Raw genomic sequence first — 22,897 nt, 5'->3', positions numbered from 1 at the left:
TCGGGTGATGGGCCCTGAGGCGCGCTCAGCCGATGGGGCCGGCTGCGGCCAGCGCCGCCGAGACCGAATCGGCGCACGCGGGCAGTAGTGGCAGGCGCACGTGCGCGCTCGGTATCCGGCCCTGCGCCGCGAGCACGCCTTTCACCACGGTCGGATTGGCCTCGGCGAACAGTGCCCGCGCCAGCTCGACCAACCGGTTGCCGATTTTGCGCGCCGCCTCGATCCGTCCGTCCCGCCAGGCCGCGATCAACTCCGCATAGGCCGCGGGCGCCACATTCGAGCAGGTCAGAATTGCCCCCTGGGCGCCCATCGCCAGCAACGGCGCCGCGTACAGGTCATCGCCGCACAACACCGTCGTCCGGTCGCCGACCGCAGCCAGCCACGCGACTGTGGTCTCGTCGACGACGCCGACGGCGTGTTTGAAGCCCGCGACATTCGGCAGTTCGGCCAGTTCCGTCAAGATCTCCGTATCGAGCGGCCGGCCCGTGCGATGCGGAACGTTGTAGATCAGCAGCGGCACCGGGCTTCGCTGCGCGAGCCGCCGGAAGTGTTCCACCACGCCGCGCTGCGAGGGTTTCGTGTAGTACGGCACCACCGTCAGCGCCGCCGAGACGCGCTCATCCAGCGCGGCCAATGCGTGCTCGGAATCGGCGGTCGAATTCGAGCCGGTCCCCACGATCAGCGGCACGTCACGCTCGGCGCAGACCTGGGCGCAGATGTCGACGACCCGGGCCTTCTCCTCCGCCGTCAGGGTGGCCGGCTCACCGGTGGTACCCAGGGCGACGAGGCCGGAGGCGCCCGCATCGAGGACCTCGTGCGCGAGCCGGGCCAGTGCGTCGCAGGCCAGCTCGCCGTCCGCCGTGAACGGCGTGACGAGTGGAACGAAGAGACCGCTGAACGTCATGCCACCTACCCTCGTCGAGGCGTTGATTCAGGTCCAGTTCACAAATCTTCTTTCGAGCTTAAGCTGAACTTATGCTCGATGTTCGCCGCCTACGGCTACTGCGGGAATTGGCCCATCGCCGGACGATTGCTGCGGTCGCCGAGGCCATGTCCTACACCCCGTCGGCGGTATCCCAGCAGCTCACCGCGCTGGAACGCGAGGCAGGAGTCACGCTACTGGAACGCAGCGGTCGCCGCGTCACCCTGACCGCGGCGGCGTGCCGCCTCGTGGAACACACCGAAGCGGTCCTCGCGATCCTCGAAGAGGCGGAGGCCGAACTGGCTACCGCCGAGCTCACCGGCGCTTTGCACATCGGCGCCTTCCCCACCGCCGTGCAGCGGATCCTGCCACATGCGCTGGTCTCGCTCAGCCGGGCTCATCCGCGCTTGGAACTGCATGTGACGGAACTCGATCCGGCAGCCGTGCCCGCGGCACTGCGTGCCGGCACCCTGGATATCGCGCTCATCCAGGAATACGACTACGTGCCCGCCGAAGCGGAAGCCGGCCTGGACACCGAACCGTTCCTGGAGGAACCGGTCTATCTGGCCGCCCGCACCACCCAGCCGCTGTCCGCCTACCGCGATGCGGCATGGATCTCCGGAACACCCGGCACCCTCTGCCACACCATGACCGTAAGAGCTTGCGAGGCAGCGGGTTTCGTTCCTCATATTCGCCACCGCTCCGACGATTTCGGCACCGTCCTCGCCCTGGTCGCCGCCGGGCAGGGTGTCGCGTTCATCCCTCAGCTCGCGATTCCCGTCCATCCCGAAACCGACACCACCCCGCTCGAATTGACCCCGCTCCCCATTCGCCGCCGCACCCGGATCGCCTACCGCGCCGGCACCCGCACCCATCCCACGATCTCCGCCGCCCGCACCGCGCTGCACGCCACCACCGGAACGATCCCCCCGGTGGAAGATCTCACCTGAAGCCGGCCGCCACGTCAGAGGCTCCGGCCGTCCACCACACCGCGGAGTTCTTCCGGCTCCCAGAAATCCCGCACGCCCGGAAGTTCGGACAGATAGCGCAGGATACGGTCCGGCGGCCAGCCGTGGGATTCACCGAGACCGCCGGCCAGCATGCCGAGGTAGCGTGCGGACGGTTTGGTCAGGTCTCTGGTCAGCGGGCTGCCCGGGGAGGTGAAGGTCAGGACCGGAATGCCGTCCACGTCGTCGACGTGCCACAGGGTTTCGTAGCGTCCGTCCCCGAGTTGGACGTAGCCCTGGCGAACCACCTCGGACGGATCGAAGTCGGGGCCGTCCCCGGGCTGGCGGTGCATCTCCTGGGCCATCAGATCGCTGAACTGGCCGACGGTCAACAGGTAGCCACGCGCGGCCGCGCCGACCGGCCAGTCCGAAGGCGGACGGTGGGCGTAGAACGCGACGCCACCGCTCCACACCGGGCTCTGCCCGGCGAAATAGACGCATCCGGGCAGTGACAACGGCCGGTTCCGCGCGGGCGGCGTGGGATCCCGGAAACCCCCGTAGAGACGCGGGGTGCCCGGCGGGTTGCCGCCCGCCCGGTAGTAGGTGAACCGCTTCTCGAACAAATTGGATCCGTAAGCGGCGTACCAGACGAGTTCCGCGGTCATCGGAGCTCGTTTCCTTCCGGAGTGCGCACATGCCCGACCCTACGGGAGGACACCGCCGGGCCGTCGGCACTGCCTGCCGCCGAGCTCATTCCCGCAGGTCCTCGATGCGCCGGCGCAGGTGATCGAGTAATTTCTCCGGATCGTCGAATTCCGCGGGATCGATGGGCGTGCCGAAGTGGATACGCACACGCTGGCGGCGGTCGAACGCGGGGCCGGCGCCGCGGGTGCGGCGCATCGGCAGCACGCGGTCGGTCCCCGTGGTGCCCACCGGGACGATCGGAACTCCGGTCGCCAGCGCCAGTTTCGCCACTCCCGGTTTGTACGGTTCACTCTCGCCCGGTGCGACCAGTCGCCCTTCGGGATAGATGATCAGCACGCCGCCGTGCCGCAGAATCTGTTCCGCCTGCGCCATCGCCGACTGCCCGGACACACTGTCGCGCCGCACCACCGGAATATGCCCCAGGCGCCGCACCAGCCACCCGACCACCGGCCACGACCACAGCTCGGCCATCGCGATGGCAATTGCCCTGCGCCGCAACGCTCCCCACAGGAATACCGCGTCCAGCATCGAGATGTGATTGCTCGCCACGATCACCGGCCCCGACTTCGGCACCAGCTCTCGCCCCGTCACGGTGACGCGCACGACATTCGACCACGCCAGCGTGCGCAGAATTCGCCGCACGAACTGCGTGGTGAGCCATGCCCGCTTCCCCAGCCCCTTGGGCCGACGCCCGGATTGCTCGCGCCGACGCCCGGATTGCTCGTTCATTTCCACCCCCCGATTCCAACGAACGGAGTCGATTCTCCCACGCGACACCGACATGTTCGGGCCCCGCTGTCGTGCGCCGGCGGGGACCGGCTACCGGTGGCGTGTGCGCGATCAATCCGCATCTCAACCAGAATAGGGGTAGCGGCGCATCCACTTGGTCATGATCCATTTTTCGCCGGCGAGGACCGGCGCTCCGGCGTGCTTTGTGACCGGGTCGAGCTGTCCGATGTTATTGAAGTATCGGAAATAAACGGCATTGCCTTTGCGTGGGGAAATCGAAATGTCTGCCTCGGGAAAGACAGTTTCCCCGCCGCGTTCGACGTCGTTGAGATATACCAGGAGTGTTGCCGTGCGCTGTCCGCCGCGAACGAGATGAGCGGCGTGCCCCGGTTGGTCCGGTGGAAAGTAGTCAAAATGGGGACGGTACTCGCCCCCGACCCCGTACCGCAGAATTTGCAGTCCCTCGCCGTTTTCCAATGGCCAGTTCATCAGGGCGGAGATTCGCCGATCGAGTCGGTCGATCAATGGGTTCTCGGACAACGTGAAATATGTGCCTTCGCTGGAGCGATTCTGAATCGTCTCCGTATGCCCGGTTTCGGGGTCGACGATCGTGGACCGTTGCAATTTGCCTTGGGACAGCTCGATCACCTGATCGCATTCGTCGGCGGAGAGCACATTGCCGAACAGAATCAGCTGCGGCCGCTCCACCCGCAATAAGGAGTAGATCTCGCGGTCGTGCGCGTGAACAATTGGATCCGGCGAAACGGGACACGTGTCGTACTCGTAGGACGAAGAGCCTGGGGCCTCTCCCGCCAGCACGGCACGCACCGCCGCCGAGGCCACATCCTTGTCGAATCCACCCCTGACCATCGATTCGACTACCGATTCGACAGAACAACCCCGTGCGAGATTTCCCTGAAGCCAATTCCGCCACGAAGCATCCATTGCTACCGTCACATTTACAGAGTTTATGCACTGACACCATCAGGCCGACCTTCCACTGCTGGGAATTTCACAGTGGTATCGAAGAAATGCCGCGAGGCCCGATACACATGCCTGCCCATTTCGATCGGACGCCCGGAATCATCGAAGGCGACCCGCCGCATGGTGAGCAACGGCGCGTTCGTGCGCTCGTCCAGCAGTTGCGCCTCGGCCCGGGTGGCGCTGCGCGCACCGATCCGCCGCTGCGCCTGGGCGATGTAAATTCCCTTGGCCCGCAGGCATTCATAGAATCCGTGCAGTTCGAGCTGATCGGGTGCGGGGGCGAACTCGGCGGGCACCGCCGCCCGTCTCTATCGTGAACGGGTGAGTATCAGCGCGAACGATGATCCGCGCGGCACGAGTGCGGGAGATCGGCGGCGGGCGGAGTTGCGCGACTATCTGCGCAGCCGCCGGGAACGGCTCACGCCCGCCGAGGTGGGCCTGCCGGAGGCCGGGCGGCGGCGCACTCCCGGGTTGCGGCGCGAAGAGGTCGCTGTGCTGGCCGGGGTCGGCGTGTCCTGGTACACGTGGCTCGAACAGGGGCGCGATATCAAGGTCTCGGGTGAGGTGCTCGACGCGGTGGCCCGCGCGCTGCTGCTCGACGAGGCCGAGCGTGCACATCTGTATCGCCTCTCCGGTCTCAATCCGCCGCAGCGCGAGGCCGCGCCGTCGGTTCCGGCGTCTCCGCAGATGCAGGCCCTGCTCGACGCATGGGCTCCGCGCCCGGGATACATCAGGGACCGGCACTGGAATTTCACCGCCGTCAACGATGCCGCGCGCCGCGTATTCGGTTACGGCGACACCGATCACAACTGCCTGGTGTCCTACTTCACCAATGCCCGCTACCGCGTCCTGCATCAGCAGTGGTCGGAGAATGCGCCGGGTGTGGCGGCCGGCTTCCGCGCCGACTCCGCCCGCTATCCCGACGATCCCGAATTCGACCGTATCGCAAACGATCTCGCCCAGGTCAGCCCGGAGTTCGCCGAACTGTGGGCGCGCCACGACGCCGCCGAACACAGCGTCGCGGTGAAGGCCGTCGAACATCCCGACGTGGGCTTGCTGATCTTCGACGCCACGCTGTTCCCGGTACCCGACCACCCCGGCCACCACCTGATCCTGCACAACCCGCGCCCCGGCACCGACACCGCCGAACGCCTGGAACGGCTGTTGCAGCCTGGTGGTGCCACACCCAGGATGAGCTGACACTGCCTCCTCGACTTCCGCGCGCCGAGGATCGTTGTCATGAGCACTACACAGATGCAGGCGATCACCATCCCCGAATTCGGTCCCGCGGAGGTGCTGCGGCCGGCCACCGTCGACATCCCGGAACCCGGTCCCGGCCAGGTTTCCATCGACGTCGCCTATGCGGGAGCCAACTTCGCCGAGGTGCTGTATCGGCAGGGCGTCGTCGGTGTGCCGTTGCCGTTCGTGCCGGGTATCGAGGTTTCGGGCCGGATCCGCGCGGTCGGCCCGGATGTGACGGACCTGACCGTCGGCCGGCCGGTCGCGGCGCTGACCATCGTCGACAGTGGCGGTTACGCCGAGATCGTCGTCACCTCCGCGGCCTTGGTCGCACCGCTGGACGGCCTCGACCTGAGCCTGGACCTCGCGGCGGCGCTGCCGTCCAACAGCACCACCGCCTTTCTCGTCCTCGACCGCGTGGCGCGCATCGAACCCGGCGAGAGTGTGCTGGTGCACGCGGCAGCGGGCGGCGTCGGCAGCCAACTCGGCCAGGCCGCGCGGTTGCTCGGCGCGGGCCGGGTGGTCGGCACCGTCGGCAGCGCCGAGAAGATCGAGGTAGCCAGGTCTTTCGGCTACGACGAGGTGATCCTTCGCGAGAACATCTCCAGTGCGGGGGAATTCGACATCGTGGTCGATATGGTCGGCGGCCCGGCCCGCCGCGCGAGCCTGGACCGGCTTCGTCCGCTGGGCCGAATGATCGTGATGGGCAACGCGTCCGGCGCCGAGGACGTCGGAGTTTCGGCGAACGAGCTGTGGTTCACCAACAAGACGGCCTCCGGATTCAATCTCGCCGCCTTCGCCGCCGCCTACCCCGCCGAAGCGGGCGCCGCCCTGCGGCGGGCAGTCGAAGCAGCCGCTCGTGGCGCACTTCGCGTCCAGGTCGAGTCCCTGCGGTTCGACCAGGTTGTCGAGGCCCACCGTCGCCTCGAATCAGGAACGAGCACAGGCAAGTTGGTGTTGGCGACGGCGAAGGGATGACGGCCGCGGCCGGGAGGAGCTCCCGTTTGCGGTCTCGGCGCCCGGGTACTGCTGAGAAGCCGCACACCGGAATCCATTCGGCCCGGACGCTCGCGGCACAGAAGGAGTGATCATGAACTTGTTGCTGGCTGCCGCTCACACCGATCCGGAAGCGGCCGGATTCATCCTGCGCGGTGTCAAAGGAATCTTCGTCGCCATCGGCAGCATCATCGCCGCGTTCATCTGCGCCGCCATCGCCGCAGCCAAGGGCCGCAACCCATTCGGGTGGGGGCTACTGGGTCTGTTCTTCAGCATCCTGACCCTCATCGTGGTCGTCGTCATTCCCAGCAAGAAATCCTGACCGTTCGATTCGCATGACGTCGGAGGTAATGGACTCCAATCGCCCGCACGGGCAGAGTCGGAACGGTGAATGATGCCGCGCTCACCCGCACCGTCGTCGAAGATCTGCTGGCCCGCATGGCCGCCGGCGATCCGGAGAACATCGCCGCGTTGTACGCCCCGACGAGCGACTGGAAACTGAACTGGCCGGAAGACGAGCACGGCCGCGTCGCCACCCCGTGGATCACACACCGCTCCACCCGCGCCGACGCGGCCGCGCATTTCCGCGTAATCGCCGAGCACCATATTCCCGAAGAGGTCGATACGGTGGTCGAAGGAATTCTCGTCGACGGCGCGGATGCGGTGGTACTGGGCGAAATTCGCCAGACCGCGCGCGCGACCCGTCGCCCCTACCGAGCACGGTTCGCCCTTCACCTGACGGTCGAGAACGGCCTGATCACCCGTCACCACGTCTACGAGGACAGCCTTGCCGTCGCCCGGGCGTTCGATCCGGAGTGACGGAACCCCTGAACTTTTCGTGCAAACCTCGCCGATTTTTTGAGTTTTCCGTAAATCCAAAAGTTCGGCCCCGGATTTCTTGCTAGAGACCAGCGCCGATCCACGCCGCGAATCCCAGCAACCCCTCGGACTGACGACGCTGCGCGGCAGCGATGCCGTACACGGTTTCGCGCACCGAAGGATGCAGTCGCGTCTGCTGCGGCGCCGCGGCGCGGGCTTTGTTGAGCGCCGCCAGCGCTCGATCCGGCTTACCGGACATCAACCACGCCCGCGCGTTGTCCTGCCAGTGATGGCCGAGGCGGGTAGGCGGCGCACCCGTCGGCGCGGCTAGTTGCGCGCCGTCGATCGCCGCCCTGTTCGGATCGCCCGCTTCGAGCTCTACTGCGTGAGCATGTATGTCTACGTTCAGCGGACCGAACGCGGTCATGTACAGGTCGGTCTCGCCGGTGTGAGCGGCCAGTTCTCGTGCGGCACCGATATGGTCCAGCGCCCGGGCGTAATTCAAGGAGCGCGCCTCGTTGATCGCGCCGGCGAGATGTGAGTAGCCGGCCAGCACCATCCCGGCATGAGAATCGTCAGCGGCGTCCAGCGCCGAATCGACCAGCCGCGCAGCGACTTCCGACTCGCCGTAGTGCATGAGCGCGCGTGCGCGGGCCAGTACCGAGAACGCCGCGTAGTTCGAGTCGTCGGCCAGCGGAGCATAGGTATCCGCGAGATCCAATGCCGGAAGGGCGAGCATCATATGCCCGGTGCGGCGAACCGACCATTCCGCCAGGACGTAGGCCGCGGTCAGCAGCGTGTATGCCCGCGCTCGCTCATCGCCGTTCAGATCTCGCACCGCGCCGTGCAGACGGCGAATCAGGTCCGGCAGTACCTCGATCGTTTGACGGGTTCGATCGCTCCGGTAGAGCCGTTGCGCCGCAGCCAGTTCCGATTCCAGTTGGACCAGCGAGCCCGGCTCCGCCGCTCGCGCGTAGCGCCCCTCGGTGAGCAATACCGATAGCCCGTTCACCGCGTCCGACAACGGCTTTCCGTCGTCGTACGGCGCTCCGGTGAGCTGTTCGGGCGTAATGTGCAACGCCCGAGCGACGGCCGATATGAACCCGGGCGACGCGACCTCCCGCCCCTGCTCGACCGCCTTCACCATCGACAGCGAGTAGTTCGCGCGCGCCGCCAACTGGCGCTGCCCCAAACCGGCAATCTTGCGCTCGGATGCGATCCGCCGCCCCACGTGTTCGCCCATGCTCCGAGAGTAGATCGATACCGCCGCCCTGTCCCCCTGTCCCTTCACTGGTCCTCGGGGCTCCTACCTGCGCCGAATCTGACATACACAGACAGGAGGGGTAGGGATGAGAACACGTCCGACAGCGCTGGCCTGGATCGATCCGGAGGTCAGCACCGCACCGAATTGGGATGCGGCACAGGTGAAACGACTCGCCCGCCACCTCGGGTACGCACTGGTCTGGCCGGTTCCGCATCGGACGATTCCGCTGATCGACCAGATCCGCACTGCCGATGTGGATGCAATCGTCATGCCCACACCCGCCCATCTCGACGCCCGCACCCTCGACCTGGTCATGCACCTCGCAGACGTCGAAACCGCCTGTCCTCGAATGTCTTTCGCACGGTGGAACGCCTCCGGAGCCCGGGCGTGAATCCGGCCGAGCGCGCCGTCCTGCGCACGCTCGCGCCGGGCGGTCTCCTCACCACCGCTCAACTGCAACGAGCCACAGCTCACACCACGCGAAGCATCCGCAACGCGCTGGCTCGCCTGCACGCGCGCGGCCTGATCGTCCCGAGCCGGGACCGCTGCCGATGGCAGCTGAGCCCGCGCGGTCGCGCCGTCGCTGCGACGATCCGGTGATCGGCCTGCTGATCGCCGCGGGAATTCCGACGACCGTACTTCTCTGGGCCGCATACTGGCCGACCTGTACGGGCGAAATTTTGTTCCGGCCGAGGCGTTCGTACTCGGCGGACGATCTCCACCGCACCGCATCGTCATCGTCATCGACGGCGACGACATCGAACGTCCCGCAGGCCGGCATGAACACCGGGCCACCTCGCACATCTGCGGAGAGCCTGCGACGCCGTGACCGCCCGCGCCCACCGGCAAGTGTCAACAGCGCGGCGCGAGAGGAGGCAGTGCCCCACCCGCTGGGCGGCTCAGACCCACAGAAGTGGGGCACCGGTTCATCCCCTAACAACGGAGGCCGACGTATCCGCTCCCCATGGGGGCAACCTCCGCGCACACACGGTAACCGGTACATCCCCTCCGGTTAGGTCGCATTAATGCGATTGCAATGAATCGTTACCTACCATCGCGGCCGACCCATAACCCCGCAGGTACGGCAGATTTCGATGTCTACGCAGGTTGACAGGGTTTTGTCCGGCTTCACTCCGCGTTTTCGACGTCCAGCGCGAAGGTCGCAAGATTGCGCAACAGGACTGCCCGCACCGGCGCCTTACCCTGCGGCGGCGAGTGCGGCGGCCATGCGGTCCAGCAGAAGTTGCCGCTCTTGCCTGGTGGGGGCGAGTTCGGCGGCTCGTTCCAACTCGGCGGCGGCGTCGTGATGCCGGCCGAGCCGGGTGAGGAAATCGCCGCGGACCGCGCCGAGCAGGTGGTATCGAGCCATCCGCCGGTCGGCGAGCAGCGGCTCGGTCGCGGCCAGTGCGGCTTCCGGGCCGTCGACGTGGAGAAGCGCGACCGCCCGGTTCATCTCGACCACGGGAGACGCGGTGAGCTGGGCGAGAGCGTCGTAGAGAGCAAGGATGGCGACCCAATCGGTATCACCGAAGGCGGCGGCGCGGGCATGACACGCGGAGATCGCCGCCTGCAGCGAATACGGCCCGAGCGGACGCCCCAGATCGAAGGCACGGTCGAGCATGCCGAGACCGTGTTCTATCAGCGTGCGGTCCCAGCGGCGGCGGTCCTGATGCTCGAGTTGGACCGGAATGCCGTTGTCGTCGACGCGGGTGCGAAATCTCGACGCCTGCAGTTCCATGAGCGCCGCGAGGCTGAACACCTCGGGCTCCGCCGGGAGCAGGCCGGCCAGGACCCGTCCCATCCGCATGGCCTCGGTCGCGAGGTCGGCACGAACGACGCTCTCGCCGGAGGAGGCCGAATATCCCTCGTTGAAGATCAGATACAGGACCTCGAGCACCGCGCGCAGGCGCTCGGGCAGTTCCCCGGCCGAGGGCGCCTCGACCGGCACCCGAGCCTCCGCCAGCGTGCGCTTGGCGCGCGAAATGCGCTGACCGATGGTCGCCGAGGGGCAGAGGAACGCGCGGGCGATCTCCTCGGTGGTCAGGCCGCCGAACAACCGCAGGGTGAGCGCCACCCGCGACTCGGGTGAGAGCACCGGATGGCAGGTGGTGAAGACCATGGTGAGCAGATCGTCCGGAATGGGGGCGAGCGCCTCGGCGCTCACGTCCGGCAGTTCGCCGTCCTGCCCGGCGAGCAGGAGCGGCGCCTTCTTACGCGCCGTCTCCTCCCGCCGGGCACGGTCGATCGCCTTGTGCCACGCGGTGCTCATCAACCATGCGCCGGGCCGGGCCGGCACGCCCTCGGCGGGCCACTGCTCCAAGGCGGCCACGAAGGCCTCGGAGGCCAGATCCTCGGCGATGTCGAGGTCCCCGATGCGGCGGGCGAGCGTGGCGATCAGCTGAGGAGCCTCGATCCGCCACAGCGCCTCGACCGATTCGCGCAGTTCCATCGGTCGGCCGGGTTCAGTCCGAGGGCCGGTGCTGCAACTGCTCGCTGCGGGCCAGGGTCTCGGCGTCGACGGTCTCGGCGAAGTCGTCCATGTCGAAGAGCGGGCGAATCTCCAGAACCTGGGAATCTCCGTAGGACGGATCGAACGGGCAGCGCTTGGCCCACTCGACGGCCTCCGCCAGCGAGCTGACCTCCCAAATCCAGTATCCCGCAATGACTTCCTTGGATTCGGTGAAGGGACCGTCGACCACCGATGTCCCGGACGTCGAGAACGCGACCTTCGCCCCGGTGCTGCTCGGTTGGAGGCCCTCGCCGCCGAGCATGATGCCGGCCTTCACCAACTTCTCGTTGAAGGCCTGCATCTTTTCGAACATCTCCTGGGTCGGCTGCCCCTTGCCCTCATCGGCGGCATCGCCCTTGGTCATCACCATCACGCGCATGACGAAACCTCTTTCTCAGTTGGTGCCGGCCACGCGGCGCAGCAGGTCGGCGATGTATGCGGGATCGACAGCGTCGCCCTCGCGGAAGTCGACAGCCTTGCGGTCGCCGGAGCCCAGCGAACGAAGCACCCCCGGCACCGGCTCGATGTCCTGTGCGCCGAAAACCATGAACGAGACCTTAGCCGCGGCCACGTGCAACACCGCGACGTTCGTCCCGTCGACCGTGAAATGTGGCTTGCCGTACCGGAATACCTCCACCACACCCGGCAGGGTGCTGTGCACGGTCTCGCGCAGGCTCGTGCAGATTCCGGTCTGCCAGTTCTTCTTACCGTCGATGTAGGCGGTGACGTCGGTGTTCATCTCGTTCTTCCCTCTGTGGCTGGGCCGGCCGGTCCGGCTCTCGACACTCCTTCGTGCGACCGTCCGGGATTTCGACATGGAGGAGAAACTTTTTTTTTCCCGGGGAGCCCTTGGTCACGGCGGCACCGACGTTCGGCCCTACCGGCGCGACGGGTGAGGTGAATACGGTCGAGACACGAGCGGCGCCGGGAGTCGCATCCGCGGCGATCACGGCGGCTGTTCCTCAGCGAAGGCAAGCCGATGACGGACACGCGCGAATCTCATCTCAGCCAGTCCGACCTGTTCTCGTGGAGTATGGAGCGCGACGCGATCCTGCGCTCGACGATCGTCTCGGTCGTGATGCTCGACGCGGAGCCGGACTGGGAACGCCTGGTGCAGGCCATCGATCGCGGCACCCGGGTGGCCCCCCGCTTCCGGGATCGGCTGGTCGCCCTGCCTGCCGGTCTCGCGCCACCACGCTGGGAAGCCGACCCCGATTTCGACCTGTCCTGGCATATGCGGCGGGTCGCCCTGCCGGCCGCGGTCGACCGCACGGCGGTGTTCGAATTCGCCCGCGTCGAGGCCATGACGGCCTTCGACCCGGTCCGCCCGCTGTGGCAGGTGACCATGCTCGGCGATGTGACCGGTGGCGGCAGCGCGCTGGTGCTCAAGGTGCATCACTGCCTGACCGACGGGTTGGGCGGCATCCAATTGGCCAACGAGATCGTCGATTTCACCCGCGCCGGCGGCGAACCTCGTCCGGATCCCGAGCCGGCCCCGGAGAGCCGCGGTGGACTGCTCGACATCGTCGCGTGGAACTGGGCGGTGGGATCGGAGTTGCTGCGCGGCGGACTCGCGCATGTCCTGCCGCTGGCCCGGCATGCCATCACCCACCCGCTGGGCACCGTCCGCGACGGCGTGGCTCTGGCCGTATCGATCGGCAAACTGGCCCGGCCGGTGGTCGACACCCTGTCACCCGTGATGACGAAACGCGGTCTGGCACGCCAGTTGTCGACGGTCGACGTGCCGATGGAGCCACTGCGCCGAGCCGCGCACTCGGTCGGCTGCACCGTCAACGACGCGTTCCTGGCAGGGGTGGTGCTCGGTCTGCACCGCTACCACGAACTGCACGACGGGCAGGTCGAGCGGTTGCGGGTCACGATGCCGGTCAGCGTGCGGAAAGCCGACGACCCGATCGGCGGAAATCGCATCACTCTGGTCAGGTTCGCACTCCCGGCCGACATCACCGATCCCGCGCTGCTCATGCCCGTGCTCGACGGAATCGTGGTCGGCTGGCGCCACGAGCCGGCGATCCCGTATTCGGCCGCCGTCGCCGCCACGCTCAACCGATTGCCGGTCGCCATGGTCACCGCCATGCTCAAGCACGTGGACTTCGTGGCATCGGACGTGCCGGGCTCACCGGTGCCCATCTTCATCGCCGGAGCCGCGGTGGAGCGGATGTACGCGTTCGGCCCCACCATCGGAACGGCCTTCAACGTCACCCTCATCTCGCATATCGACACCTGCTGCGTAGGCATCAACGCCGACAGCGCCGCGGTGCCCGACGTGGATGTCTTCACCGATTGCCTCGACGAGGGCTTCCGCGCCGTGCTGGCGGTGGGCGAACAGGCCGGTTGAGATCCGCGCGCAGCTGCCGCGGGCGGTGCTAGGTGTAGTAGTTGCCGACGCCGGTCTTCAGCCCGGCCAGCTGGCCGGGATCGTGGCCGAACACGACGGTGGCGCCGGTCCGGTCGGCGATGGCGCGGATCTTGTCGACGGACTCGAACCAGGCGACGGTGTCGTAGACGATGCCCGCGGCGATGGCGGGCGGCCCGTAGCTTTCGCTGCGGTACAGCGAGTCCGAGCTGAACAGCATGGTGCCGGTGTCGGCGAGGTCGACCAGCAATGACAGGGTCCCCGGGGTGTGGCCCGGGGTGCGCAACAGCGTGACACCGGGCAGCAGCTCGGTGTCCTCGTCGATGGTGGTCAGCTCCAATCCGTCGTAGTCGGGCCGGAAGTAGGCGCCGTTGCTGTAACCGTCGAAGCCGAACGCTCCCTTCTTCTCCTCCGCGTCGACGACGATCGTGGTGCGGGTGCCGGCCCACAGCTGCGCGTTGCCGGCATGGTCACCGTGCAGGTGGGACAGCACCAGATAGTCGATGTCCCCCGGCTCGAGGTCGAGCTGCCTCAGTCGCGAGTCCAGCCACATGTCCTCGGTGACGGAATCGACCGGAAAGAACTTGTCCATACCGGTTGGGCCCCAGCGCTTTTCCCAGTCCCGGGGAACCCCGGTGTCCCAGAGCAGCTTCGTGCCGTCGGGGTGCTCGATATACACCACGTAAGTGGGGACCTCGACCCAGTCGCGGGGCGGATGCTTGTCGGCACTCGTGGCCATATGCCCCGGGTCGATCAACAGCCAGGTGAGGTCGCCGTGCATGGTCCCGGTCGGCAGGATCGTCAGCCTGATCTTGTCGATCCCGGCCGGACCTCGATCCACTGTCCCCGGCGTACCGCCAGATGTAGCACCCATCCGATCAGCCCCTTCGCCTCGGCGCCTTCCCTGGCTGACAGATCGACCCTATGACTGCGGTCGGGTCCGCGGCTAGAGGACCAAGGGCCCAGGTGAGGAATCGGACGGATGCAGCGCCCGACTTCGGTGAGACACCGGCGTGGACCCGCGGACGGAGCTAGTTGAGTCCCGCGTAGGAGTGCAGCCCGCTCACCACGATGTTGATGATGAACAAGTTGAACAGCATCGCGACGAAGCCGGCGACGTTGATCCAGGCGGCCTTGGTTTCGCGCCAGCCGGAGGTCGCGCGGGCGTGCAGGTACGCCGCGTAGATGACCCAGGCGATGAAGGAGACGGTTTCCTTCGGGTCCCAGCCCCAGAAGCGGCCCCACGCGCTTTCGGCCCAGATGGCGCCGAGGATGATGCCGGTGCCGAAGAGAGGGAAGGCTACGACCGTCGTGCGGTAGGCGAGGCGGTCGAGGGTGCGGGCGTCGGGGAGGCGGCGGGCGAGGGCACCGAGCGGGTTGCTCGACTCCTGGCCTTCCGGCTGGTGCATGCGCAGCAGGAACAGCAGGCTCGCCACACCGGAGAGCATGAAGATGCCGCTGCCGATGCTGACGATGGTGACGTGGATCGGCAGCCAGTACGACTTCAGCGCCGGAACCACGGGCGCGGCGTCGGCGTAGAGCACCTGGCCGGCCAGGAACATCAGGATCAGCACCGGAACCAGCAGGAAGACCCACATCGCGCGGTACCGGCGGTCGTGGATGAACACCAGGCCGGTGACCATCGCGGCTGCGGTCGCCATGGTGATGAACTCGTACATGTTGCCGAGCGGGAAGCGGTGGGTCGCGAAGCCGCGCAACACGATCGAGGCCAGGTGCAGCCCGATCGCGACGAAGACCACCGCGAACGCCATATTGCCGAGCTGCTCGGCCAGCGAACGCTTCGGGGCGGGCTCCAGTTTGCCGGGGACGACCGGCCGGTCCGCGCTCACTCCGGAGGAGGCGCCGACGCCGACCAGTTCGCGTTCACGCTCCTGGGCGCTGGTCACCTTCTTCTTCGCCGAGGCGTACTGCACGATCAGCATCGCCAGCACCAGCAGGTAGACGACGAACGCCGTCTTGAAGGCGAGATTGCTGTAACCGGCGAGTGTTTCGTCGATCGGCATGTTCACTCTCCCGTGCTCTCGGTCCGGGCGACCGGGCGCTGATCCGTGGGGCTGCCGATGTCGGTGCGGTCGGAGCCCAGCAGCCGCGTCAGCAAGCGGTCGAACTCGCCGCCCCAACCCGCTTGGTCGGTGCGGGCCAGCCCACCCATTTCTACTACAGTACGTCGTTCACCGGAACCGCCGTCGTCCGGGCCTTCCGGATAGGCGCGCAACCAGATCCGCCGCCGCTTCACCAGCAGCGAGACGAGCAGCCCGGCCATCATCGTCAAGGCGCACACCAGGACCCAGTTCTGCGCCGGGTCGTGGGAAACCTGCAGATTCGCGTACTGCTGCGCCCCGTCGAAGGTGACCTTGGTGCCGTCGGCCAGTGTCGCCGATTCACCGGGCCGCAGATTGACGCGCTGCTGCTTCGTCAACCGGCCCTGTTTGATCATCTCCGGATCGAGCGAGAACAGCGACTGCGCGCGCCCGGTGTCGAGTCCGGTCTCGCCGCGATAGATGTCGATCGCCACCGCCGGATCCGTCAGTCCGGGATACGAGGAGGTCAGCAGGCTGCCGTGCATCAGTGCAGTGGGCGCGAACAGGCCCTCGATCGCGATCTGGTTTTTGCGCCGCTCGTCCTCGCTGCCGTACATGCCGCCCGGCGGGTCGAACCGCATCACGCCGCTGGACAGGAAGGTGGCGCCGTCGTCGGGCCGCCACTGGATGGTCTCGGTGCGCTTCTGCCCGTTCGGATAGGTGACGGTGAACGTCGGCGCGTACCCGTGCCCCTGCAGGTAGACGCGGTCTCCGGCGACGCGCAGCGGATGGTTGACCTGGATGGTGGTGTCACGCCAGGTGTCGGTCGCCAGATCATCGCCGGTCTGATACGAGATGTTGGCGGTGAACATCTCGGCCTGGCCGTTGGGCAGATAGTCGGCCTTGAAGTCCTTGACCCGCACGCAGACCGGGGTCAGCCCGGTGCCGTCGTTGACCCGGCCGGCCTTGAAGGAGTCGAAGACCGCGGGTGAGGTGGTGCAGAATCCGGGACCGCCGTCGGCGACGACGATCACGTTGCCCTCGTAGCCGAACAACTTGCCCGCCGCCACCGCGACCAGCAGGCCGACCAGGGCCAGGTGGAAGACCAGATTGCCGAGCTCGCGCAGATAACCCTTCTCCGCCGAGACGGTCACCTCACCGGGACGTCCGTTGCGCGCCTCGGATCCATCCCGCACCACCGTGCGCCAGCCGCGCAGCCCGCGCCGCGCCTGCTCGATCGCCTCGGCAGGGGTGTCGCCGGTGGTGGTCGCGGCGTGGTGCGGCAGCCGGGACAGGTTGCGCGGCACCATGACCGGCGGTGTGCGCAGCGCCTTGTAGTGATCGAAGACGCGCGGCACGATGCAGCCGACCAGCGATACGAACAGCAGAGCGTAGATCGCGGTGAACCAGAAGCTGGAGAACACGTCGAACAGCTGCAGCCGGTCCATCCACGGGCCGAGGGTGCCGCGATCGGCGATGTACTTGTCGACCTTCTGCGGGTTCAGACTGCGCTGCGGCAGCAGCGCCCCCGGAATCGCCGCCAGCGCCAGCAGGAACAGCAGCATGAGCGCGGTGCGCATACTGGTCAATCCGCGCCAGGCATTGCGCAGCAGTGCGAACGCGCGGCGCGGCAACGACTGGCGCGGCGGCTTCGCGGCGGTGGACGGGGGCGTCATCGTGGCAGTCATGGGGCTCAGATCGGCAGGGTTACCTGGGAGACGAAAACATTGCGGATCCATCCGACGAACTGATCCCACATCCCGGTGACCAGTGCGATGCCGACCACGACGAGCAGGATGCCGCCGATGATCTGGATGGTGCGCGAATTGCGCCGGAGCCAGCCGACTCCGCGCAGCGCGGTGGCCGACCCGAACGCGAGAATCACGAACGGCAGCCCGAGTCCGAGGCAGTACGCCACGATCAGCGCGACACCGCGAGCGGCCGTCGCGCCGTCGGTTCCGGCGGATACCGCCATCACGCCGGAGAGCGTCGGGCCCAGGCACGGCGTCCAGCCGAGCGCGAAGACCGCACCCAGCAGCGGGGCGCCGACGATTCCGGTGAGCCGGCGCGGATGCATTCTGGTGTCGCGCTGCAACATCGGCACCAGGCCGAGGAACACCAGCCCCATCACGATCGTCACCACCCCGCCGATGCGTTGCAGCAGTTCACGATTGACATTCAAGGTCTGGATGACACCGAAGACCGTCGCCGAGGCCAGCACGAACACCACGGTGAAACCGGCGACGAAGAGCCCGGCCGCACCCGCGACCCGCATCCGGCCGGTGCGCAGCGCGACGGCCGTACTCTTGCCCTGGGCTTCGTCGACGGTGACCGGCGGCGCTTCGGCGCCCACGAGCCCGGCCAGATACGACAGATATCCCGGCACCAGCGGCACCACACACGGCGAGGCGAACGAGACCAATCCGGCGAGCAGGCAGGCGCCCAGCGCCAGCAGCAGCGGCCCGGTCGCCGCGGTCTGCTGGAACGATTCGCCGACGGAAGCCAATGCCGGCGAGGCGACGGCTGTCACTGCCGGCCCTCCTGCGCGACCTGGTTCACCACCGGCAGCAGATCCTCGGCCAGCAGTGACCGCAGGAAGACCGCGGCGACGCGATGCTGCCGATCGAGCACCAGCGTGGTGGGGATGACGCTGGTCGGGAATTTGCCGCCGAGCGCCAGCAGGCTGCGCATCTCGGGATCGTAGATGGACGGGTAGCCGACATGATTGTCGGTCACGAAGTCGCGCGCCTTGTCCTGTTGCGGGTCACGCACATTGATCCCCAGGAAGGCGACGCCCTTGTCCTTGGACTGTTCGTAGACCTGTTCCAGCGCGGGCGCTTCGGCGCGGCACGGCCCGCACCACTGTCCCCAGAGGTTCAGCACGACGACCTGATTCGGGAAGTCGTCGACCGAGACGGTCTTGCCGGTCATCAGATTCGGCCCCGAGAGGTGGCCGATCGTGCCGCGGGCGGCCGGTGGGTCGTACCGGATATCGGTTTTGCCGCCGGGTGAGACGAAATCGAAGGTGCCGCCCTGGGCGACCGCGTCGTTACCCGACGAACAACCGGCCAGCGCGGCGACGACCGCCACGCAGGCCAGCAGCATCGGCAGCAGACGCCGGACCGCCCCGCTCACGCCCCGGTCACCCTGGGATCCGAGCCGCCGGACGGCTCGGAGTAGACGATGTCGATCAACGTATCGCCTTGGTACACAAGCGAAGTCAGCGAGGCCAGCGAGCACTGCCGCTGCCGCGGATCGTGCCACAGCCGCTTACCCTCCAGGAAGCGCCGCAACGTCCACACCGGCAACTGATGCGACACCACCACGGCCTCGTGCCCGGTCGCCTCCACCCGCGCCTTGTTCACGGCGGCGAGCATGCGATGCGCGATCTGCAGATACGGCTCACCCCACGACGGGGTGAACGGATCGCGCAACTTCCACCAGTGCCGCGGCTTGCGCAGCGCGCCGTCCCCGACCGACACCCGCAGCCCCTCGAAGGTGTTGCCGGCCTCGATGAGGTTGTCGTCGGTGCGCACGATCAGCCCGTGGTGTCCGGCGATCGGCGCGGCGGTCTCCTGGGCGCGCTGCAGCGGCGAGGCGACGACCAGGGCGATGTCGTGATCGGCCAGGGTGCGCGCGACCGTCGCCGCCTGCGAACGACCCGTCACCGAGAGGCTGAAACCGGGCAGGCGGCCGTACAGGATGCTCTTGGGGTTGTGCACCTCGCCGTGGCGCATCACGTGCACGATGGTCTCGGTATCCGAGGCCACGTCACCTGGTAGCGAGGGAACCTTGCCGGCATCGGCTCCGGAGTCCGGGCCGGGCCCCTGCGAGGGTTCGGCTTCCCCGCTCGCCGCGGCTGCACCGGGCGACGCCGGTTCTTCGTGCGAGGGGGATTCTGTTGCGGCAGTGACGGATTCGAGCTGATCTGAGTCGCTCACGCGCGGGATCCTTCGGGTGTGGCGGCCGCGGCTGCCGCGGCGGCGGCGGGCAGTGCGGCAGCGATACGGTCGAATGCGTCCTCGTCGAGGGCAGCCGAGACGAACCAGGCCTCGAACGGGCTCGGCGGCGCGTAGACGCCACGTTCCAGCAGCGCGTGGAAGAAGGCCGGGAAGCGCCAGGTGGCGGTGGCCTTGGCGGTGGCGTAGTCGGTAACCGGACCCTCGGCGAAGAACACGCTCACCATATTGCCCGCGAATTGCACGGTGTGCGGGACCCCCGCGGTGGTCAGAGCCTCGGTGATCAGGGATCCGAGGCGTTCGGCGTTGCGGTCGAGGGCGGCGTAGACGTCCGCGTCGGCGGCACGCAGCGTGGCCAGCCCGGCGGCCACCGCCACCGGATTACCCGAGAGCGTGCCGGCCTGGTAGACCGGCCCGATCGGCGCGAGGTGGTTCATGACCTCGGCGCGGCCGCCGAAGGCCGCGGCGGGTAGTCCGCCGCTCATCACCTTGCCGAAGGTGTACAGGTCGCCCGCCACCGGGTCGCGCCCGTACCAGCCCGCGGCGCTCACGCGGAAGCCCGTCATGACCTCGTCCATGATCAGCAGGGCGCCGTGTTCGCTGGTCAGCTCGCGCAAGCCGGCGTTGAATCCGGGCAGCGGCGGGACCGCACCCATATTGCCGGCGGCGGCCTCGGTGATCACGGCGGCGATCTGGCCCGGATATTCGGCGAAGGCCGTGGCGACGGCTTCGAGGTCGTTGTAGGGCAGCACGAGGGTGTCGGAGGCCTGCGCTCCGGTCACGCCCGGCGAGGTCGGCAGACCCAGGGTCGCGACGCCCGAGCCGGCATCGGCCAGCAGCGCGTCGACATGGCCGTGATAGCAGCCGGCGAACTTGACGATCTTGCTGCGCCCGGTGAACCCGCGTGCCAGCCGCACCGCGCTCATGGTGGCCTCGGTACCGGAGTTCACCAGCCGCACCCGCTGCACCGGATCGACGCGGGCGGCGATCGCCTCGGCCAGTTCGATCTCGGCCTCGGTCGGCGCGCCGAAGGACAGCCCGCCGGTGGCGGCGCGCTGTACCGCGTCCACGACGGCCGGATGGGCGTGCCCGAGGATCATCGGCCCCCAGGAACACACGAGGTCCACATAGTCGTTACCGTCGGCGTCGGTGAGCGTGTATCCGCGCGCCGAAGCGATGAATCGCGGGGTGCCACCCACCGAATTGAAGGCCCGCACAGGCGAGTTCACACCGCCGGGAATGATCGCGGCGGCGCGTTCGAAGAGTCGGGCGGAGACCGGCACGTTTACCTGGGTCGCGCGCGGAGAAGAACTCACGACCACCAGTGTCGCAGCCCCCGCCGAAGCGGTCGACGACAGGGTGTAGTGGGGTGAGCCACCCCACAAGCCGAGGCGCCAGATTGTACTACCACCGACCCGACCAGCAGTTTGCCGAGAGTTTCCTCACATGCGCCGGTCAGCGGCGTTACCGCAACACGCGGCGTAAATTTCCTGCCATAAGGGTTGTCGCTGAGTTGCCCATGCGTAACCTCGTACCCACCATCACGCTCACGGCCGGGAGGGTTCATGCGGAAAGCAGTATTCGGGGTAGCCCTGTTGACAACCCTCGTCGGCTCGGTCGCGGCGGCGACTCAGGCGGCCGCCGTGACGCCGGTCGTCCAACCCGACCAGCAACGGGCCGGAGTCATCCTCACCCACGACGAGACCGCCGCACTGGGCGACGGGCCGATTCCCGCACTGGTCACCATGGTCGTTCCGATGAACCGGATCGGGGCGGGCCTCAAACCGGACACCCAGCTCTATCACGACGAGAACGGCAATGTGCACGCCTCACTGCGACAGGTGATCGAGGAGGCGGCGAGCCATCCGGACGGGAGCGTCGTGGTGATGGCGAACGTCCCCGGATCGCACGGCACGCGCCTGCTCGACGTTTTCCAGCAGTGGCACTGACCGAAGCGGTTCAGGGGACCGGAACGCCCAGGCACAGCAGGGCATAGCCGGTGGACAGCAGGCAATTCAGTGGCGTGGGAAGCAGATCCAGCAGCGAGACCTGATCGGCGCGCAGCGGAGTGGAGCCCGCGCCGGTGGCCTGCGCATCGGCGGAACTCGCGCCGGTAACTCTCGGCCCGGACGTCTGCGAGGCGGTCGCCGAAGTGCCTGCGGCCGAGGGGCTTTCGGGGGCCGCGGTGGCCACGGCGACCGGAGTCATACCGATCGCCGCGGCTGCGAGAATCGTGAACGAGGTCTTCCGCACTGCTCGGGTGCGCGTCATGGTGCTCATTTTCCGGCAATACCCACAACACTCGATCCGCTATCGGGCGACGCGCCGCGAATTCGGGTGCGGCTGTGGCGAACAGGCGTGTCAGCGCGGGCGAACCGCGCACCGCACCACCAGATCGATGGCCGCGAGGCCCGCGGCCGTGACCAGTACGGTGGCCAGCGCAAGCCACGGCCCGGCGTAGTGGGTGGATTCGAAGGCGGGCTGATCCCCCGCCGCCGCGAACCAGGTCCGATGGACACCGAGCCGCCAGCTGGGCACGGCGGCCACCGCGCAGACCACGACCAGCACCAGATCGAGCAGGATCCACAGCCGGCGCATCACGCCACGTCCTCCTTGCCCTCGACAACCTCGTCGTCCCCGGAACAACTCACCGCGCCCGCCGGAGCTTCGGCGCCATCGGACTCGTTCCGAGCGGCAGTCTCGATCTTCGCCGACCGGGGCGCCGCTGGTTGCTCGGTCACGGGCGCCGAACCCTCGGCGAGCCGGTCGAGCGCGGCGCTCAACTGCGCGCGCAACTGCCGATGATCGCGCGCCCAGGCCTGCACCATGGCGCCGTCGCGCAATTTCAGGCCGATGCCGCGGCGGCGGCGCGGCACTCCGGTCAGCTCACCCAGTGCGCGGGCCGACTCCCAGGGCTCGTCGTCCCACGATTCCTCGTCGAGTTCGGGAAAGACTCGCGCGATCGAACTCAGGGGCAGCGTTTCGGCGCCCTCGCGCAGCACGGAGTCGGTGAGTTCGACGCTGACGTGTCGTTTTCCGGCCACGACCTGCAGAGTCACGAATCCGGCGAGCAGAATCGCGCAGAAGGCGAGGCCGAACCAGTGCACCGGGCCGCGCCGCAGCGCGAGTTCCAGGATCAGCACGAACAGACAGAGCAGCGGGCCGTAGGCGACCGTTCGCCAGCGGGCACCGGGCTCACTGAACAGCACGGAATCCGGCCGCACCGCGGCGGTGGGTTGGGCGTCGCTCACGCAGGACCTCCGAATACGACGCGCGTGCCGGCGCGAGCGGGTGGCGGCGAAGTCAGCCGACCTTCCCCGGGAGCAGCAGGCCGGCGAGGGTGAGCAGTGCCAAGAGCAGCAGCAAACCCATCACCAGAACATCGCGTCGAATGCTTTGTCGCTGCTG

The 22,897-nt window shown here is 67.7% G+C and carries 27 protein-coding genes and 1 pseudogene; 9 read left to right on the top strand and 19 right to left on the bottom strand.

The genetic code is table 11. The features are described 5' to 3' along the window. Positions 1-25 precede the first annotated feature (25 nt). Entirely contained in the window at positions 26-904 is an 879-nt protein-coding gene (gene dapA / locus IG65_RS0118740) for a 4-hydroxy-tetrahydrodipicolinate synthase (protein ID WP_030516229.1), read from the bottom strand. A 71-nt stretch (positions 905-975) separates the two neighbouring features. Between dapA and IG65_RS0118735 the strand changes: the two genes are divergently transcribed. Next, the gene (locus IG65_RS0118735) at positions 976-1,872 is read left to right on the top strand and encodes a LysR family transcriptional regulator (protein ID WP_030516228.1); all 897 of its coding nucleotides are present in this window, start codon (positions 976-978) and stop codon (positions 1,870-1,872) included. Between the two features lie 14 nt (positions 1,873-1,886). Here IG65_RS0118735 and IG65_RS0118730 read toward each other — a convergent pair whose 3' ends face one another. From IG65_RS0118730 to IG65_RS0118715, 4 genes and pseudogenes are all read right to left on the bottom strand, one after another. Continuing rightward, positions 1,887-2,534, bottom strand: a complete 648-nt coding sequence (locus tag IG65_RS0118730; protein WP_030516227.1) for a hypothetical protein — start codon at positions 2,532-2,534, stop codon at positions 1,887-1,889. 85 nt (positions 2,535-2,619) lie between these two features. After that, positions 2,620-3,303, bottom strand: coding sequence for a 1-acyl-sn-glycerol-3-phosphate acyltransferase (locus IG65_RS0118725; protein WP_030516226.1), 684 nt, complete (start codon positions 3,301-3,303; stop codon positions 2,620-2,622). Positions 3,304-3,426: 123 nt separating this feature from the next. Next, positions 3,427-4,260: a 2OG-Fe(II) oxygenase gene (locus IG65_RS0118720; protein ID WP_197039869.1), complete on the bottom strand. Its 834-nt coding sequence runs from the start codon at positions 4,258-4,260 to the stop codon at positions 3,427-3,429. Between the two features lie 11 nt (positions 4,261-4,271). Then, positions 4,272-4,583, bottom strand: a pseudogene (locus tag IG65_RS0118715) (UTRA domain-containing protein); the annotation flags it as partial. Between the two features lie 25 nt (positions 4,584-4,608). Here IG65_RS0118715 and IG65_RS0118710 point away from each other — a divergent pair. From IG65_RS0118710 to IG65_RS0118695, 4 genes are all read left to right on the top strand, one after another. Further along, positions 4,609-5,487: a helix-turn-helix transcriptional regulator gene (locus tag IG65_RS0118710; RefSeq protein WP_231509283.1), complete on the top strand. Its 879-nt coding sequence runs from the start codon at positions 4,609-4,611 to the stop codon at positions 5,485-5,487. Positions 5,488-5,526: 39 nt separating this feature from the next. Next, a complete protein-coding gene (locus IG65_RS0118705; protein ID WP_036525078.1) occupies positions 5,527-6,504 on the top strand; it encodes a zinc-binding dehydrogenase in 978 nt (325 codons plus the stop codon). Positions 6,505-6,616: 112 nt separating this feature from the next. After that, positions 6,617-6,844: a deoxyribodipyrimidine photolyase gene (locus IG65_RS0118700; RefSeq protein ID WP_227463165.1), complete on the top strand. Its 228-nt coding sequence runs from the start codon at positions 6,617-6,619 to the stop codon at positions 6,842-6,844. 65 nt (positions 6,845-6,909) lie between these two features. Further along, complete coding sequence (locus tag IG65_RS0118695; protein WP_030516220.1) at positions 6,910-7,341, top strand: nuclear transport factor 2 family protein; 432 nt, start codon at positions 6,910-6,912, stop codon at positions 7,339-7,341. Between the two features lie 82 nt (positions 7,342-7,423). Here IG65_RS0118695 and IG65_RS0118690 read toward each other — a convergent pair whose 3' ends face one another. After that, positions 7,424-8,584 carry a helix-turn-helix domain-containing protein gene (locus tag IG65_RS0118690; RefSeq protein ID WP_030516219.1) on the bottom strand — a complete coding sequence of 387 codons (1,161 nt, stop codon included), beginning with the start codon at positions 8,582-8,584 and terminating at the stop codon, positions 7,424-7,426. Between the two features lie 106 nt (positions 8,585-8,690). Between IG65_RS0118690 and IG65_RS0118685 the strand changes: the two genes are divergently transcribed. Together IG65_RS0118685 and IG65_RS0118680 are read left to right on the top strand one after the other, a co-directional pair. Further along, positions 8,691-8,996, top strand: a complete 306-nt coding sequence (locus IG65_RS0118685; protein ID WP_030516218.1) for a hypothetical protein — start codon at positions 8,691-8,693, stop codon at positions 8,994-8,996. Continuing rightward, positions 8,993-9,205, top strand: coding sequence for a helix-turn-helix domain-containing protein (locus IG65_RS0118680; RefSeq protein WP_030516217.1), 213 nt, complete (start codon positions 8,993-8,995; stop codon positions 9,203-9,205). Before IG65_RS0118685 ends, IG65_RS0118680 begins: the two co-directional genes overlap by 4 nt. Before the next feature lie 598 nt (positions 9,206-9,803). On the opposite strand, the gene IG65_RS0118675 is transcribed toward IG65_RS0118680, so the two are convergent. Genes IG65_RS0118675 through IG65_RS0118665 form a run of 3 tightly spaced genes read right to left on the bottom strand, consistent with a single transcriptional unit; the run spans position 9,804 to position 11,853 of the window. Next, on the bottom strand, positions 9,804-11,054 hold the full coding sequence (locus tag IG65_RS0118675) for an RNA polymerase sigma factor (protein ID WP_030516216.1): 1,251 nt from the start codon (positions 11,052-11,054) through the stop codon (positions 9,804-9,806). Between the two features lie 13 nt (positions 11,055-11,067). After that, on the bottom strand, positions 11,068-11,493 hold the full coding sequence (locus IG65_RS0118670; protein WP_030516215.1) for a YciI family protein: 426 nt from the start codon (positions 11,491-11,493) through the stop codon (positions 11,068-11,070). 15 nt (positions 11,494-11,508) lie between these two features. Next, positions 11,509-11,853 (bottom strand): DUF1801 domain-containing protein, encoded by a 345-nt coding sequence (locus IG65_RS0118665; RefSeq protein ID WP_030516214.1) that lies wholly within the window; start codon positions 11,851-11,853, stop codon positions 11,509-11,511. 240 nt (positions 11,854-12,093) lie between these two features. Here IG65_RS0118665 and IG65_RS0118660 point away from each other — a divergent pair, with 240 nt between their 5' ends. Continuing rightward, on the top strand, positions 12,094-13,470 hold the full coding sequence (locus IG65_RS0118660; RefSeq protein ID WP_030516213.1) for a wax ester/triacylglycerol synthase domain-containing protein: 1,377 nt from the start codon (positions 12,094-12,096) through the stop codon (positions 13,468-13,470). Positions 13,471-13,498: 28 nt separating this feature from the next. Here the strand turns inward: IG65_RS0118660 and IG65_RS0118655 are convergent, their stop codons facing one another. The 7 genes from IG65_RS0118655 to hemL form a co-directional block, all read right to left on the bottom strand. Next, positions 13,499-14,362: an N-acyl homoserine lactonase family protein gene (locus IG65_RS0118655; protein WP_051756442.1), complete on the bottom strand. Its 864-nt coding sequence runs from the start codon at positions 14,360-14,362 to the stop codon at positions 13,499-13,501. Between the two features lie 157 nt (positions 14,363-14,519). After that, a complete protein-coding gene (gene ccsB, locus IG65_RS0118650; protein WP_030516211.1) occupies positions 14,520-15,512 on the bottom strand; it encodes a c-type cytochrome biogenesis protein CcsB in 993 nt (330 codons plus the stop codon). Between the two features lie 2 nt (positions 15,513-15,514). Further along, positions 15,515-17,218, bottom strand: coding sequence for a cytochrome c biogenesis protein ResB (locus IG65_RS0118645; protein ID WP_051756440.1), 1,704 nt, complete (start codon positions 17,216-17,218; stop codon positions 15,515-15,517). 5 nt (positions 17,219-17,223) lie between these two features. Beyond that, a complete protein-coding gene (locus IG65_RS0118640) occupies positions 17,224-18,060 on the bottom strand; it encodes a cytochrome c biogenesis CcdA family protein (protein WP_030516209.1) in 837 nt (278 codons plus the stop codon). Beyond that, positions 18,057-18,635 (bottom strand): TlpA disulfide reductase family protein, encoded by a 579-nt coding sequence (locus tag IG65_RS0118635; protein WP_030516208.1) that lies wholly within the window; start codon positions 18,633-18,635, stop codon positions 18,057-18,059. The genes IG65_RS0118640 and IG65_RS0118635 overlap by 4 nt, the downstream gene beginning before the upstream one ends. A gap of 26 nt (positions 18,636-18,661) precedes the next feature. Further along, positions 18,662-19,267 (bottom strand): histidine phosphatase family protein, encoded by a 606-nt coding sequence (locus IG65_RS0118630; protein WP_051756461.1) that lies wholly within the window; start codon positions 19,265-19,267, stop codon positions 18,662-18,664. Between the two features lie 200 nt (positions 19,268-19,467). After that, the gene (hemL, locus tag IG65_RS0118625) at positions 19,468-20,805 is read right to left on the bottom strand and encodes a glutamate-1-semialdehyde 2,1-aminomutase (protein ID WP_030516206.1); all 1,338 of its coding nucleotides are present in this window, start codon (positions 20,803-20,805) and stop codon (positions 19,468-19,470) included. Between the two features lie 249 nt (positions 20,806-21,054). Between hemL and IG65_RS0118620 the strand changes: the two genes are divergently transcribed. Beyond that, positions 21,055-21,438: a hypothetical protein gene (locus tag IG65_RS0118620; RefSeq protein WP_030516205.1), complete on the top strand. Its 384-nt coding sequence runs from the start codon at positions 21,055-21,057 to the stop codon at positions 21,436-21,438. A gap of 10 nt (positions 21,439-21,448) precedes the next feature. Here IG65_RS0118620 and IG65_RS0118615 read toward each other — a convergent pair whose 3' ends face one another. The 3 genes from IG65_RS0118615 to IG65_RS0118605 all read right to left on the bottom strand — a co-directional run bounded on the left by IG65_RS0118615 (position 21,449) and on the right by IG65_RS0118605 (position 22,713). Further along, entirely contained in the window at positions 21,449-21,769 is a 321-nt protein-coding gene (locus tag IG65_RS0118615) for a hypothetical protein (protein ID WP_030516204.1), read from the bottom strand. Positions 21,770-21,850: 81 nt separating this feature from the next. Then, complete coding sequence (locus IG65_RS0118610; RefSeq protein WP_146098768.1) at positions 21,851-22,090, bottom strand: hypothetical protein; 240 nt, start codon at positions 22,088-22,090, stop codon at positions 21,851-21,853. Then, a complete protein-coding gene (locus IG65_RS0118605) occupies positions 22,087-22,713 on the bottom strand; it encodes a hypothetical protein (RefSeq protein ID WP_231509285.1) in 627 nt (208 codons plus the stop codon). The genes IG65_RS0118610 and IG65_RS0118605 overlap by 4 nt, the downstream gene beginning before the upstream one ends. Positions 22,714-22,897 lie beyond the last annotated feature (184 nt).

The sequence above is a fragment of the Nocardia sp. NRRL WC-3656 genome (assembly GCF_000720265.1).
Lineage (GTDB): Bacteria > Actinomycetota > Actinomycetes > Mycobacteriales > Mycobacteriaceae > Nocardia > Nocardia nova.
This window is presented reverse-complemented; position numbering and strand designations above follow the sequence as displayed.